12 protein-coding genes and 1 pseudogene are annotated in these 12,802 nt (G+C 72.2%); 7 read left to right on the top strand and 6 right to left on the bottom strand.

Going from position 1 to position 12,802, the window contains the following annotated elements:
- Positions 1-33: 33 nt before the first annotated feature.
- Positions 34-156 (bottom strand): annotated as a pseudogene (locus tag P3X83_RS27770) (IMP dehydrogenase); the annotation flags it as partial.
- Positions 157-339: 183 nt separating this feature from the next.
- Between P3X83_RS27770 and P3X83_RS43370 the strand changes: the two are divergent.
- A complete protein-coding gene (locus P3X83_RS43370; protein ID WP_346742754.1) occupies positions 340-588 on the top strand; it encodes an SDR family oxidoreductase in 249 nt (82 codons plus the stop codon).
- 14 nt (positions 589-602) lie between these two features.
- Here P3X83_RS43370 and P3X83_RS27760 read toward each other — a convergent pair whose 3' ends face one another.
- Both P3X83_RS27760 and P3X83_RS27755 read right to left on the bottom strand, forming a co-directional pair.
- Positions 603-1,277 carry a FadR/GntR family transcriptional regulator gene (locus P3X83_RS27760; RefSeq protein ID WP_277308184.1) on the bottom strand — a complete coding sequence of 225 codons (675 nt, stop codon included), beginning with the start codon at positions 1,275-1,277 and terminating at the stop codon, positions 603-605.
- 101 nt (positions 1,278-1,378) lie between these two features.
- The gene (locus P3X83_RS27755) at positions 1,379-1,948 is read right to left on the bottom strand and encodes a TetR family transcriptional regulator (RefSeq protein ID WP_277308300.1); all 570 of its coding nucleotides are present in this window, start codon (positions 1,946-1,948) and stop codon (positions 1,379-1,381) included.
- Between the two features lie 472 nt (positions 1,949-2,420).
- On the opposite strand from P3X83_RS27755, the gene P3X83_RS27750 reads away from it, so the two are divergent.
- Positions 2,421-2,888, top strand: coding sequence for a hypothetical protein (locus P3X83_RS27750; protein WP_277308183.1), 468 nt, complete (start codon positions 2,421-2,423; stop codon positions 2,886-2,888).
- Positions 2,889-3,103: 215 nt separating this feature from the next.
- Here P3X83_RS27750 and P3X83_RS27745 read toward each other — a convergent pair whose 3' ends face one another.
- Complete coding sequence (locus P3X83_RS27745) at positions 3,104-4,642, bottom strand: hypothetical protein (RefSeq protein WP_277308182.1); 1,539 nt, start codon at positions 4,640-4,642, stop codon at positions 3,104-3,106.
- Positions 4,643-4,982: 340 nt separating this feature from the next.
- Between P3X83_RS27745 and P3X83_RS27740 the strand changes: the two genes are divergently transcribed.
- The 5 genes from P3X83_RS27740 to P3X83_RS27720 all read left to right on the top strand — a co-directional run bounded on the left by P3X83_RS27740 (position 4,983) and on the right by P3X83_RS27720 (position 8,984).
- Positions 4,983-6,116 carry an ATP-binding cassette domain-containing protein gene (locus tag P3X83_RS27740; protein ID WP_277308181.1) on the top strand — a complete coding sequence of 378 codons (1,134 nt, stop codon included), beginning with the start codon at positions 4,983-4,985 and terminating at the stop codon, positions 6,114-6,116.
- Positions 6,106-6,780, top strand: a complete 675-nt coding sequence (locus P3X83_RS27735; RefSeq protein ID WP_277308180.1) for an ABC transporter permease subunit — start codon at positions 6,106-6,108, stop codon at positions 6,778-6,780. The genes P3X83_RS27740 and P3X83_RS27735 overlap by 11 nt, the downstream gene beginning before the upstream one ends.
- Entirely contained in the window at positions 6,777-7,448 is a 672-nt protein-coding gene (locus P3X83_RS27730; protein ID WP_277308179.1) for an ABC transporter permease subunit, read from the top strand. The genes P3X83_RS27735 and P3X83_RS27730 overlap by 4 nt, the downstream gene beginning before the upstream one ends.
- Positions 7,449-7,486: 38 nt before the next feature.
- Positions 7,487-8,401 (top strand): ABC transporter substrate-binding protein, encoded by a 915-nt coding sequence (locus P3X83_RS27725; protein WP_277308178.1) that lies wholly within the window; start codon positions 7,487-7,489, stop codon positions 8,399-8,401.
- Positions 8,402-8,501: 100 nt separating this feature from the next.
- The gene (locus P3X83_RS27720; protein ID WP_277308177.1) at positions 8,502-8,984 is read left to right on the top strand and encodes a flavin reductase family protein; all 483 of its coding nucleotides are present in this window, start codon (positions 8,502-8,504) and stop codon (positions 8,982-8,984) included.
- Here the strand turns inward: P3X83_RS27720 and sppA are convergent.
- Complete coding sequence (gene sppA, locus P3X83_RS27715; protein ID WP_277308176.1) at positions 8,981-10,681, bottom strand: signal peptide peptidase SppA; 1,701 nt, start codon at positions 10,679-10,681, stop codon at positions 8,981-8,983. The two genes, P3X83_RS27720 and sppA, sit on opposite strands and share 4 nt — an antisense overlap.
- An 82-nt stretch (positions 10,682-10,763) precedes the next feature.
- A complete protein-coding gene (locus P3X83_RS27710; RefSeq protein WP_277308175.1) occupies positions 10,764-12,725 on the bottom strand; it encodes a S8 family serine peptidase in 1,962 nt (653 codons plus the stop codon).
- Positions 12,726-12,802 lie beyond the last annotated feature (77 nt).

The following is a 12,802-nucleotide window of genomic DNA, read 5'->3' as shown; positions in this document are numbered from 1 at the left end:
CGACCGCCGCCGGGCGGGCCCCTCACGGGCGCGGTCGGATCCGCACACGCAGGTGGCCACGACGCGGACGATCACGTCGGTGGGCTGGACGATGACCGGGGCGGGGCGCTCTTCCAGTCGCACGTTCCCCGGCGCGTACAGAACGGCTCCACGCATGATGAGTCCTCGTTCGCGGCGTATCGATCCCCCTCGATACCTGCCTCATGCCCCGCGAAGGCGCACGTGAAGCGGCCACCATGGCAAGTCATCGGGTGTCTGATCGGGTTCTGGGATTGAAATGCCCATTTTCGGCGTGTAATCCTTTTGGAGATCCGATGTCTAGTTGAAGGAGTTGGCCGGATGAGCGAGTTCACCGGCCGCAAGGCCCTGGTCACCGGGGGCGGGTCCGGGATCGGCCTGGCCACCGCCGCACTGCTCGCGGGGCGCGGGGCGCTCGACGCCCGCCAGCCGATGGGCCGCCTGGTCACCGCCGACGAGGTCGCCGCCGCCATCGCCTACCTCGCGTGCCCGCACGCGGGCGCGACCACCGGCACCGCCCTCGCCGTGGACGGCGGGATGCAAGGACTCCGCCTCCGCCCGCGCGCCTGAACCCCCGGCGCGGGTCAGGCGAGGGCGCGGCGCAGCCAGTCCTCGACGCCGGCGATGTGGACGGTCGCCCAGCTACGGGCGATCTCCGGACGGCGGGCCGCGATGGCGTCGCAGATCGCCGCGTGCTGCTCGACGGTCTTCTCCAGCGCGCGCTCCTCGGTCAGCCCCCGCCGGCCACGGGCGCGTGTGGTCGGCCCCGAGATGCTCTCGATCAGCGAGCTGAGCACCGGGTTGCCCGCTCCGGCGGCGATCCGCCGGTGGAAGGCGAGGTCGTTGGCGACCAGTTCGGCCACGGTGGGCTCGGCGGGCAGGGACGCCAGGATCTCGCGCAGCTCCTCGACGTCGGACGGGGTCATCAGGGTCGCGGCCAACTCGGTGGCGGCGGGCTCCAGGATGCGCCTGACCTGGAAGAAGTGCAGGACCGTGTCGTCGCGATGGAAGTCGATGACGAAAGACATGGCGTCCAGCAGCAGGTGCGGCTCCAGGCTGGTCACGTAGGTGCCGTCGCCCTGGCGCACGTCGAGGACGTGGATCAGCGCGAGCGCACGGACCGCCTCGCGCAGCGAGTTGCGCGAGAGGCCGAGCCGTTCGGCGAGGTCGGCCTCCTTGGGCAGCCGGTCGCCGGGCGCGAGCTCGCCCGAGACGATCATCTGCTTGATCCTGCCGATCGCGGCGTCGGTGACCGCCATCTCGCACCATCCCTCGCGTAGTGCGGCACGGCCGCCGGGGGAGACATCCGATGTCTAGTGTACGGCGCGGCTTCTCTCCGCCCCAGGTGTGTCGCCGCCGGTCAGAAGTCGAAGAGCAGCCTGCTGGCGACGATCTCCATGCGCTGCTGGATCTGCTCGTAGGTGCGCCTGCCGCGCAGCATCTCCAGCAGTTCGTGCACCCACACCCCGGCCAGCGCGCCGGTGAGGGCGGACCGCTCGGGCCGCTCGGACTCGGTGTCCGCGTGCCGGTCGCCCACCGCGACCCGCAGCAGCAGCCGCGCCAGCCGGTCGCCGAACGGGGTCTCGACATCCGCCATGATCAGCGAGCGGATCAGCGCGTCGGCCAGTTCAGGCTCGCGCATCAGCCCCCTGGTCGCCCGCATCAGGACGTCGACCGCGCGCCCGGCCGGGGTCTCGGCGGCGGGCGGGCGGCGCTCGATGCTGCTCTCCAGCAGGTCGATCTCCTCGCCGACCACCGCGACGACGAGGTCCATCTTGGAGGGGAAGTAACGGTAGAGCGTGCCCAGCGCTACCCCGGCCCGCTCGGCGACCGTGCGCATCTGCATGGCCTCGACGCCGCCTCGCGAGGCCAGCGCGGCGGCGGCCTGCACGATCCGCTTGCGGCGCTGGTGCTGGCTGCGGGTGCGCACCCCCGAGGGCGGGATCTGTGGCTTGGGCTCGCCTGGCGCGATGAGGGCGCTCTCGGCCGGGATGGGGGTGCCGGTGCCGCGCCGTCTGGGCTGCGCGGCGGGGCCGGTATGCGGGGAACGCATGAGAACACGTTATCTGAAAAGCGTGGGTCGCGCTGGGTTACTGACTGGTACCCGCGGTCGCCGGTCTACCAACGCCTTTCGCATTACCCGCTATATCTGAATCAATTAGGTGATAGCAGGGGCAATCCTGTAATGGAATCCGTTCTAATTCGGTCGTCCGGTTGACGGGTCGCCCGGTTCCGGGTGGCGAAATTTCGCCCGGGGGAGGGGAAACACCAGTCCCGGGTGCGGGGGCCGTACCCCGTCCGGAGCGCTCACGGCGCGTCGCGCGCCGCTCTTTGAGAGAGTGACCGGGTGAACACGCTGCGCGTCCGGGCGTGTGTCAGCGTGGGAGGGGTGGGTATCGGAAATGCCGGTACGAACGTCGTCCGAAGCCGTGTCGTCCGAGGTCGTCTCGTCCGGGCGCGGGGGAGCCGCGCGCCCGGCCACACCCGACCGCCCGATCACTGCCGACCTCTGCGCCGTCGGCACGCCGATCCCCGAGATGGCGCTACGCGTCCCGCCCCCGCACGCCGCCGCGCCGGGGTCGCGCGACGGCTTCCTCAACATGCTGCTCACCATGCGGATGGTGGAGCACTACGTGCAGGAGTGGGCCGGGCCGTACACGATGATCAAGGGCCTCAACGTCAAGCTCGACACCGCCGCTCACCCCGGCGACCTGGTCGTCTTCGCGGGCGTGGTGGTCGAGCGCGCCGGCCCCGACCTCACCATCGAGGTGCACGGGCGGCTTCCCGCCGCCTCCCACGCCACGGCGACCGTCCGCCTGGCCCTGCCGTCCGCCCTACCTTCCACGCTGCCGTCCGGCTACCGCGACTGAGCCGCGCGTCCGGCGGCCTGCGCCCACAGGCGGCCCGTGCCCTCCCGGCGGCCCCAGGCGATCAGCACCGCGCCCTCGGGCGCGGCGGCGACGTCGGCCTCGACGCGGTTCTCCTCCGCCGCGAGCCGCAGCTCCTCCAGCCGGGCCCGCTGCGCCCCGGCGAACGGCGTGTCGGCCAGGTCGGCGAGAAACGCCGATTGTCTCGCGTGCCCGGACTACCAGGTGACGATGGTCGGCACCGCGAAGAAGACGATCAGCGCGATGGCGACGCAGATGATGAACCCGATCAGCTCCCACGCCCAGTCGAAGTGGTGCTCACCGAGCTTCACCGGCTTGATCGTGCTGCGCCGCCGGGAGCGCGGCGGCCCCTTCGACGTGGCCGGGGCCTCGACGTCGGCTTCCTCCGCGAGGTCCGCGCCGGTCTCGGCCTGGCGGGCCGGATCGACGATGCGCAGCGCGAACAGGCCCTTGGACGGCTCGACGATGGTGGCGCGGGCCGTCTCGAAGACGTCGGGCCTCGGCGCCGGCAGGGGCGGCTTCGGCTCGTCGCGCGGCAGCTCGCGCGCCGGAGGCGGCACGAGCGGGGCCTGCGCGACCGGCTGCGGTGCGGCCTTTGCGGGCGGGGGCGCGGAGAGGTCGGGCAGGTCGAAGACGTCGGTGGTCTCGGCGGCGTCCGCGTCGTCGGCGGGCTGCTCCGTCCTGGCGAGCCTGGTGGGCCGGGTCGGCTCGTTGAGCTCGACCGGCTCGACGATCACCGTCGTGATCGGCATCAGGTAGACCGGCTCCGAAGGGCGCGCGGACCTCGACGGCGGGCTGAGCACGTCGGCCGGCGGCTCGGGACGCGGTTCGAGACCCGGCTCGGGTCGCGGCTCCACCGGCGGCGCGGGAACGTCGAGCACATCAGCCGGAACCGGGGCGGACAGCACCGGGACCGGCATGAACGGACGCGGGCGCAGCGTCGGCATCGGCTCCGTGGTGGCCTCGTGCCGGGAGACCTCGCCGGGCTGGGGCGGGGCCGGGCCCAGTTCGTAAAGGCCCGCGTTGGTGCGCTCGTCGGTCGAGCCGAGCGGGCGCGGCCAGCCGGGCGGCGTCGGCCACAGCGCCTTGACCGGCGGGCCGCCGCGGAACCGGGAGGCCGGGCCGGAGCTGAGCGGCTGCTCGCCCATCGCGGCGAGGATGCGGGCGCGCAGCAGCGCGGGCGGCGGACGCCACGGCAGCCGGGCCAGCACGTCACGGGTGGGGGCGACCGACAGCGCGCCGTACACCTCGGCGACCCGCTCGGGGACGCGGTGCCCGATCGAGGCCAGCGAGAGCGCCAGCGCCTGCCGGAACCGCTGCTCGGCGCCGGTGGCGAGGTCGTCGGCGGTGTCGGCGGCGACGTCGAGGACCCAGGCCAGCTCGTCGATGGTGAGCCCGCAGACCACGGCCAGCAGCAGCACCTCGCGCTGGTGCGGGCGCAGCTCGCGCACCACGCGCTCGACCAGCGCGCCCACGGGGTCGTCTGCCGGATCGACGCGGGCGGCGGCGTAGACGACGTCGCGGCGGTAGATCTCCCGGCGGGCCAGCGCGTACAGGGCGGCCCGGGGCGATTCGACGGCGGGGACCGCGGACATCACGGCGGTCAGCGCGTCGGCGGCGGCAGAGGTGTCGCCGAGCTGGTCGTGGCAGTAGGCGAACAGCCCGACGGCGTGCCGGTCGTAGAGCTCGGCGACCAGCTCGCTGTGCGAGCGCCGGTCGGTGAGCGGGTGGGTCACGAGCCGGTCCTTCACGAGTCTGGCGGATGGTCGTGCGAAGTCTCGCCGCCGAGATCACCCGGCGACATGCGGTAATCATGTCAACTCGCGGGGGGTCCCCGCACCTCCGGATACCTATTTGATAGAAAACACAGTTCGGACGACGGTTTCGGGGGCATTGCCGGTCGGGTGGACACGGGGAGGACACAAGCAGGACACGGGCGGGAAGCGGAGCGACGACATAGGCCACTAAACCCCCTTAGGCTGTCGGGAAGGAGATCATCCAGATGGTCGTGACAGCACGCGCGGCGATACGAGGGCGCCGGTCGCGGCCCAGCCGCCGGGAAGCACGAGGACACGCGTGATCACATTTGACGGTGTCACCAAGCGTTACGCCGACGGGACCATCGCCGTCGACGACCTGAATCTCGAAGTGCCGACCGGTGAGATCACCGTCCTGGTCGGCCCGTCCGGGTGCGGTAAGACCACCTCACTCCGGATGATCAACCGCATGATCGACGCGACCGGGGGCAAGATCCTGCTCGACGGCGTGGACGTCCGCACGATCGACCCGCCCACGCTGCGGCGGGGGATCGGATACGTGATCCAGCAGGCCGGGCTCTTCCCGCACCGCACGATCGTGGACAACATCGCCACCGTTCCCCTGCTGCTCGGCTGGGACCGCAAGCGGGCCCGGACGACGGCCATGGAGCTGCTCGAACGCGTCGGGCTCGCCCCCGAGATGGCCCGCCGCTACCCCTTCCAGCTCTCCGGCGGCCAGCAGCAGCGGGTCGGCGTGGCCCGGGCGCTGGCCGCCGACCCGCCCGTGCTGCTGATGGACGAGCCGTTCAGCGCGGTGGACCCGGTAGTGCGCACCAGCCTGCAAGAAGAACTGCTGCGGCTGCAGGCGGAGCTGAACAAGACCATCGTCTTCGTCACCCACGACATCGACGAGGCCATCAAGCTCGGCGACCGGGTCGCGGTGCTGCGCGTCGGCGGGCGGCTCGCCCAGGTCGCCGCCCCGGCCGCGCTCCTGTCCGCCCCGGCCGACGAGTTCGTGACCGAGTTCCTCGGGCGCGACCGGGGTATCCGCCGCCTGTCGTTCATGCCGGCCGACGGGCTGCGGCTCAGGTCCGACCTGACGGTCCCGGTCACCGCCGACGCCTCGGCGGCGGCGCGCACGGCCGCCGCCGTCCAGACGCCCTGGCTGGCCGTGGTGGACGCGAAGAACCGGCCGCTGGGCTGGGTGAACCCGGCGGAGCTGCCGGAGGACGGCACGCTCGCCGAGGTGCGGCCGCTGCCGTACGGCACCTTCGTGCTCGGGCGCGACTCGCTGCGGACGGCGCTGGACGCCGCGCTGCTGTCGCCGTCCGGCTGCGCGCTCGCGGTCGAGGCGGACGGCGGCGCGGTGGTGGGCGTGGCCACCCGCGAGTCGCTGGACGAGGCCCTGGCCGAGGCCGCCTCCGAGGTCGGGAGTGCGTCCCATGACGGTTGAGGAACCGTCGATCTGGGAGTGGTTCGCCCGCAACTGGAACACCGGGCGGCCGACCAGCATCGACGCCCTGCTCGGCGACCACGTGCTGATGTCGCTGGTGCCGATCCTGGCCGCGCTGGCGCTCTCGGTGCCGCTCGGCATGCTGTGCGTGCGCTGGCGGGTGCTCTACCAGCCGGTCGCCGGTGTGATGAACGTCATCTACGCGCTGCCCTCGCTCGCGCTCTTCGCGGTGCTGCTGGGGGTCACCGGACTGTCCCCGGTGACCGTGATCATCCCGCTCACCTTCTACTCGATCGCGGTGCTGGTGCCCGCCGTCGTGGACGGGCTGAACGCGGTGCCCGACCACGTCAGGCAGTCGGCCGTGGCGATGGGCTTCACCCCGGCGCGGCGGCTGACCAGGGTCGAGCTGCCGCTGGCCGCGCCCGTGGTGCTGGCCGGTCTGCGGGTGGTCGCGGTGTCCAGCATCAGCCTGGTCAGCGTGGGCGCGCTGGTCGGCCTCGGCGGGCTGGGCGGCCTGTTCATCCGGGCGTTCCAGCTCGACTTCTACGTCCCGGCGATCGTGGGGATCGTGCTCATCGTGCTGCTCGCCCTGGTGGTGGACGGAATCCTGGTGCTGGCTCAGCGGTTGCTCACACCGTGGGTGCGGGCGAGGAGGGGCGCGTGAACTGGCTGATCGAGTTCTTCGGCGACCCCGCGAACTGGTCGGGCTCGGACGGGATTCCCGCCCGGATCCTGGAGCACCTGCTCTACTCGGTGGCCGCGCTGGTGCTGGCCGCGCTGGTCGCGATCCCGCTGGGGCTGTGGATCGGGCACACCGGCCGTGGGTCGTTCGCGATCGTGGTGATCGCCAACCTGGCGCGGGCGCTGCCCACGCTCGGGCTGGTGGTGCTGATCGCGATGCTGCTCGGCACGGCGTCGCTGTGGCCGCTGCTGATCGCGCTGGTGGCGCTGGCCGTACCGGCGATCCTGGTGAACACCTTCGAGGGCATCAGGGGCGTGGACCCCGACCTGCGCGACGCCGCGTACGGGATGGGGCTGTCCGGGAGGCAGGTGCTCGGGCGGGTGCTGGTGCCGGTGGCGCTGCCGCTGATCCTGCTGGGGCTGCGGCTGGCCGCGATCCAGATCGTGGCGACCGCCGCCGTCGCCGCCTACACCGGCCTCGGCGGGCTCGGCCGTTACGTGATCGACGGCCTGGCCGTGAAGGACTACTCGGTGGTCCTGGGCGGCTCGGTGCTGATCGTCCTCTTCGCGCTGGCGGTGCAGTCGCTCTTCGTGCTCGTCGGGCGCTTTGTGGTCTCCCCGGGGGTGAGCAGGCGGCTTCGCACCCGTTAATCTCTGTAATACCCCCCGCTAGGAAAGGAAATATTACGATGCGACGCGTATTCGGCTCCGTGGCCGTGCTCGTCTCGGCCATGCTCGCCGTCGCCGCGTGCGGCACGCAGGACCCGCTCGCCGGCGGGACGACGGCCACCGCGACGACCAGCGGCTCGCCCGGCGGGGGGAAGGCCGTTGTCGGCTCCTTCAACTTCCCGGAAAGCGTGCTGCTCGGGTCGATCTACACCCAGGCGCTGCAGGCCAAGGGCGTCACCGTCGAGGAGAAGCCCAACATCGGCAGCCGTGAGGTCGTCTACGACCAGATCAAGAGCGGCGGGCTGACGGTCCTTCCGGAGTACAACGGCGCGCTGCTCGCCTACCTCGACCCGAAGAGCACGGCGGCCAGCACGGAGGAGGTCAACGCCGAGCTGAAGACCAAGCTCCCCGCCGAGCTGGCGCTGCTCGACTCGTCCCCGGCCGAGGACAAGGACTCGCTCACGGTCTCCAAGGAGACCGCCGAGAAGAACTCGCTGACCACGATCGAGGACCTGGCCAAGGTCTCCAAGGACATGATCGTCGGCGGCCCGCCGGAGTTCAAGGAGCGCCGGCAGAAGCAGTTCAAGGACGTCTACGGCGTGGAGTTCAAGGAGTGGAAGCCCACCGGCCCGGCCACGGCCGACGCCATCAAGGAGGGCACCATCCAGGCGGGCAACGTGTTCACCACCGACCCCAAGATCATCATCAACCAGATGGTCTCGCTGCAGGACCCCAAGAACGTCTTCAGCGCGCAGAACGTCACCCCGCTGGTGAACAAGGCGGCGCAGTCCGACACGATCACCAGCACGCTGAACGCCGTCTCGGCCAAGCTGACCACCGAGAACCTCACCGCGATGATGGAGAAGATCTCCGTCAACAAGGACGAGGAGGCCGTGGTGGCGGGCGAGTGGCTGAAGGCCAACGGCCTGGTCTGACGCCGCGCCGGTGAAGCGGTCGATGGCAGGATGGGGATCTCGCGCGAACGCGCGGGGTCCCCTTTCACGTGACGACCACACCGGACAGGACTGATCGCGCATGGCACCATTCGTGGAGGCGATGGCGCAGCTCGCCGCGGGCGTGGCCGTCGTCACGGTCCGCGACGGCCGTGACGACCTCGGGGTCACCGTCTCGGCGCTGATGTCGGTCTCCCTCGACCCGCCGCTCGTGCTGGTCAGCCTGGGCAACCGCGGCTACCTGTGCGAGGTGATGCTGCGCCGCGACCTGTGGGCGGCCAGCCTGCTCTCGGCCGGGCAGGAGGCGATGGCCAGCAGGTTCGCCACCCCAGGACGGCCGAGCGCGCGCCTGCTGGTGGCGGGCACGGCCCATCACCGCGGCCCGCACACCGATGCCATCATCGTGGACGGCGGCGTCGCGGCGCTGGAGGCCGAGACCATCAGGACCATCCCGGCGGGCGACCACACCCTGTTCGTCGCCCGGCTGCTCGACGTGGACTACGTGGACGGCGCGGCCCCGCCGCTGGTGCGCCTGCGCGGCCGTTACCGCCCGGTCAACGGCTAGGCGATGGTCCAGGAGCCCGGGAGCTGTAGCGGCCCCTGGGCGGGCAGCCCCAGCTTCGCGGCCAGCCCCGACAGCGGCCCCCATGCCTCCAGCCGCACCCTGGCCAGCGCCGCCGAGCGGTCCTCGCTGGACTCCGGCGGGCGCAGCCGCTCCAGCGGATTCATCTTCGGGAAGGTGCGCACCGTGGCGGTGTCGGGCAGCCCGGCCTTCTTCCTGGCCAGGGCCAGGGCGTCCTCCAGGCCGCCCAACTCGTCGACCAGGCCGCTGCCGTGGGCGTCGGCGCCCGTCCAGACCCGGCCCTTGGCCAGGTCGTGGGCCCGGTCGCGGTCGAGCCTGCGGCCCTCGGCGACCTTGGTGACGAAGTCATCGTAGATCCGGTCGAGCCAGGCGTTGACCCGCTCCCACTGCTGCTCGGAGAAGGAGGTCGAAGGGGAGAACATGCCCGCGTTGGCGCCCTCGGTGACCGACTCGGTGGCCACGCCGAGGCGCTCCAGCAGCCCGCCGACCACCGGCTTGCCGCCGAGGACGCCGATCGAGCCGGTCAGCGTGCCCGGCTGCGCGACGATCAGGTCGGCCGCCATCGACACGAAGTAGCCGCCGGACGCGGCGAGGTCGCCCATCGAGATGACCACCGGCTTGCCCGCCCGGCGGGTCAGCACGACCTCGCGCCACACGGCGTCGGAGGCGACGTAGGAGCCACCGGGGCTGTCCACCCGGAAGACGACCGCCTTGACGTGGTCGTCGCGGCGGGCCGACCGCAGCGCGGCGCAGATCGTGTCTGACCCCATCGAACCGCCCCCGCCGAGCGGGCTGCGCCCGCTGCGGCCGAGCCTGATCGGGCCGATGCCGTGGATCAGCGCGATCACCGGCTCACCCGGCCTGGGCAGCTTCCTGGCCAGCGCGGCCCGCGCGTAGCGGGACACGAACTGCAGGTGGGCGCCCTCGCCCGCGGCGGCGCGCACCTCGTCGTAGACCTCGTCGCGGTAGGCCAGCCGATCGACGAGACCGGCCTCGACCGCCTCCGCCCCGATGAACGGCCCCCGGTCGATCAGCTCGCGGATCTTGGCCACGTGCAGGTTGCGGCTCGTGGCGATCGCGGACACGATCTGCTCGGTCACCGACCCGGCGATGCGGGCCACCGACTCGCGGTGCGGCTCGGTCATGCGGTCCTGGGTGAACATGTTGGCCGCGGTCTTGTACTCGTGCCGCTGGCCGAGCTGGTACTCCACCCCGGCCTTGCCCAGCGCGTCCCGCAGGAACCGCTGCTCCATGGAGACGCCGGTCAGGCCGAGGTCGCCGGACGGCTGGAGGTAGACGCGCTCGGCGGCGGTCGCCAGGTAATAGGGGACCGTGCCCGCGCCGAACTCGCCGAACGTCTCGGCGAAGGCGACCGTCAGCTTGCCCGAGGAGCGGAACTGGGTGATGGCGGCGCGCAGTTCCTGCACCATGCCCAGCCCGAGGGGCTGGCCGCCGACCTTGATGATCAGGGCCTTGACCCGGGAGTCGCCCCGGGCGCGCTTCAGGCCGGACAGCAGGTCGGTCAGCCTGGCCTTGCGCATGGACAGCACGGCGCTCAGTGGATCCGCCGGCGGTCCTTCCGAGACCCCCTCGGTGAGGTCGAGCTCAAGAACCAGCGGTGCGGTTCGGCGCTGCCGGAGCCGGTCGACGGTCTCGACGATCGCCTTTGTAGCGTCCATGAGCCCACCCTAAGCGACAGTCTTCCACCAAGGGCCACCCCTGGGTTCATCTTGTCGCCTAAGCCGTGACCAGGGCCGGTTCCTACTTGTTCACATGTTTCCTCAGCAACGACATGTCACGCTTGAGTCGCGTGGAGTCTGCGCCCCGGGTGAGGCGATCGCGCTCGGCGGTGGTCAGCATCGCCCGCAGCGTGGCGGATCCGGTCACCTTCGCGGTGGTGTTGCGCGCGCCGTGCGCCCAGTTCAGCCACGCGGCCAGCAGCTCGCGGTCCAGGGCGGCCCGGCCGCTCTTGGCCTTCGACCGCAGCACCTTTCCGGCGGAGGCGGGTGTGGAGATCTTCCTGACCTCCGGGAAGACCTTGCTGGCCTTCCCGGCCAGGCTCAGGTAGCAGGTGAGGGCGGCGTCGGTGATCTTGCGGGTGCCCTTGCGGGTCTCCGCGGCCCAACCTGCGGCGGTCAGCGGCGTCCGGCCCTTGCCCCGGGTGCAGACGGCGGGGGCCGGAGCCGTGGTCGGCCTGGGGGCCGAGGGCGGGGTGACGGTCACCGTCACGGTGATCGTGACGTCCACGGTCGGCAGCGGGACGGGCGTCGGGTCCGGGGCGGGCTCGTCCGTGGGTTCCGGCTGGGGCTCGGGCTCCGGAGTCGTGTTCGTCGGGCCCGGCTCGGGGACCTCCGGGGTCGTCGGCGGCGAGGGAGCGGCCCCGGTCAGCGCGCCGTGGACGTCGATCCGGGGCGTCGTGACCTCCCCGTAGACCACGCCCCTGCCGGACGACCGCAGCCGTTCGACCAGGTCCGCGCCCGTGGCGTCGGGGAACCTCTGGCGCAGCAGCGCCAGCGAGCCCGCCACGTGCGGGGCGGCCATCGAGGTGCCGCTGTAGGAGGTGTGGCCGCCGGGGACGGCCGAGTTCACATCGACGCCCGGCGCGAAGAGGTCGAGCAGCGGCCCCCGGTTGGTGAACGGGGCGAGGCCGTCGGTGTCGTCCGTCGCGCCGACGGTGACCGCCGAGGAGATACACCCCGGGAACCCGGCCCCGTCGAAGGACTCGTTGCCCGCCGCCGCGACCGTCGGCACGCCCTTGGCCAGCAGCGCGTCGATCGACGGCTTGAGCCCCATGCCCTCCGCGGTGCCGTCGCAGGCGACATCGGACAGCCCGCCGCCGACGCTCAGGTTCACCGCCGCGATCTTGTGCGTGGCGGTCAGCCCGGCGATGTGGTCCAGGGCCAGCCGCAGGCTGGAGTCGAAGGTCAGCAGGCAGGTCGGCTCGCCGCAGTACTGCGAGTCGTTGACCCGGCTGAAGATCTGCACGGCGATCAGGTTCGCCTCGGGCGCGACGCCCGGACCCGGCCCTCCGTCCGCGGCCCCGCCGACCGCGATCCCCGCCACGTGCGTCCCGTGGTCGCACAGGTTGGCACCGCCGTCCAGGCACTTGGGGGTGTTCGCGTCGGCCGCGCCCTGCCCGATCTGGGTGCTCTGCCCGTTCGGGCACAGCGGCTCCAGCGGCAGGTCCTCCTCGGAGACCGAGGAGAAGCACGCCTCGGCGACGATCCGCCCGGCGAACACCGCGTGGTTCCGGTCCACGCCGGTGTCGAGCACGGCCACCGTCTGCCCGGCGCCCCTCACGCCCTCGGCGTGCGCGCGGTCGGCCCCGATCACCTTGACGCTCTCGGCCAGCGCGGGCGGGTAGGCGCGGTCCCGGTGGACCGACAGCACCCTCGGGTCGCCCGCGAGGTTCTTCAGCGCCTCGCCGTCGCCCTCTACGACGATGAACGGCCGGGCGCTCGGCGGGGGGTGCAGCAGCACGTTCGCGTCGGCCTGCTCGGCGGCGAGTGCCACGGGCTCCCCGGCGGCCGGTTCGCGCAGTTCCACGATCACCCGCACGGGCTTCGTGGCGGCCTCGACGCTCAGCCCCTGCTCCAGCTTCGCCTCGGCCGTCGCCGTTGGCGCGGGCGGTGCGGGCGGCGCCGGTGGATCGGCGGCCGTGGCCGGGGTGGCCGGAAGGAGCGCGAGCAACAACGAGGAAACGACGACGCGCCGGAACCGCACACTTCCTCCGGGGGGCAAGGAGGTGATCTCACACTGGCCTGTCGCGAGTCTAGACGGGATCTTCCCCCTGTTAGAAG

The organism is Spongiactinospora sp. TRM90649, assembly GCF_029382225.1.
Classification (GTDB): Bacteria; Actinomycetota; Actinomycetes; order Streptosporangiales; family Streptosporangiaceae; genus Spongiactinospora.
This window is presented reverse-complemented; position numbering and strand designations above follow the sequence as displayed.

Bases quoted from the DNA above. Each gene is read 5' to 3' on its own strand.
- P3X83_RS27725 (WP_277308178.1), top strand. From the start codon at position 7,487: ATGCGACGCGTATTCGGCTCCGTGGCCGTGCTCGTCTCGGCCATGCTC.
- P3X83_RS27750 (WP_277308183.1), top strand. From the start codon at position 2,421: ATGCCGGTACGAACGTCGTCCGAAGCCGTGTCGTCCGAGGTCGTCTCG.
- P3X83_RS27760 (WP_277308184.1), bottom strand. From the start codon at position 1,277: ATGGCGGTCACCGACGCCGCGATCGGCAGGATCAAGCAGATGATCGTC.
- P3X83_RS27735 (WP_277308180.1), top strand. From the start codon at position 6,106: ATGACGGTTGAGGAACCGTCGATCTGGGAGTGGTTCGCCCGCAACTGG.
- P3X83_RS43370 (WP_346742754.1), top strand. From the start codon at position 340: ATGAGCGAGTTCACCGGCCGCAAGGCCCTGGTCACCGGGGGCGGGTCC.
- sppA (WP_277308176.1), bottom strand. From the start codon at position 10,681: ATGGACGCTACAAAGGCGATCGTCGAGACCGTCGACCGGCTCCGGCAG.
- P3X83_RS27720 (WP_277308177.1), top strand. From the start codon at position 8,502: ATGGCACCATTCGTGGAGGCGATGGCGCAGCTCGCCGCGGGCGTGGCC.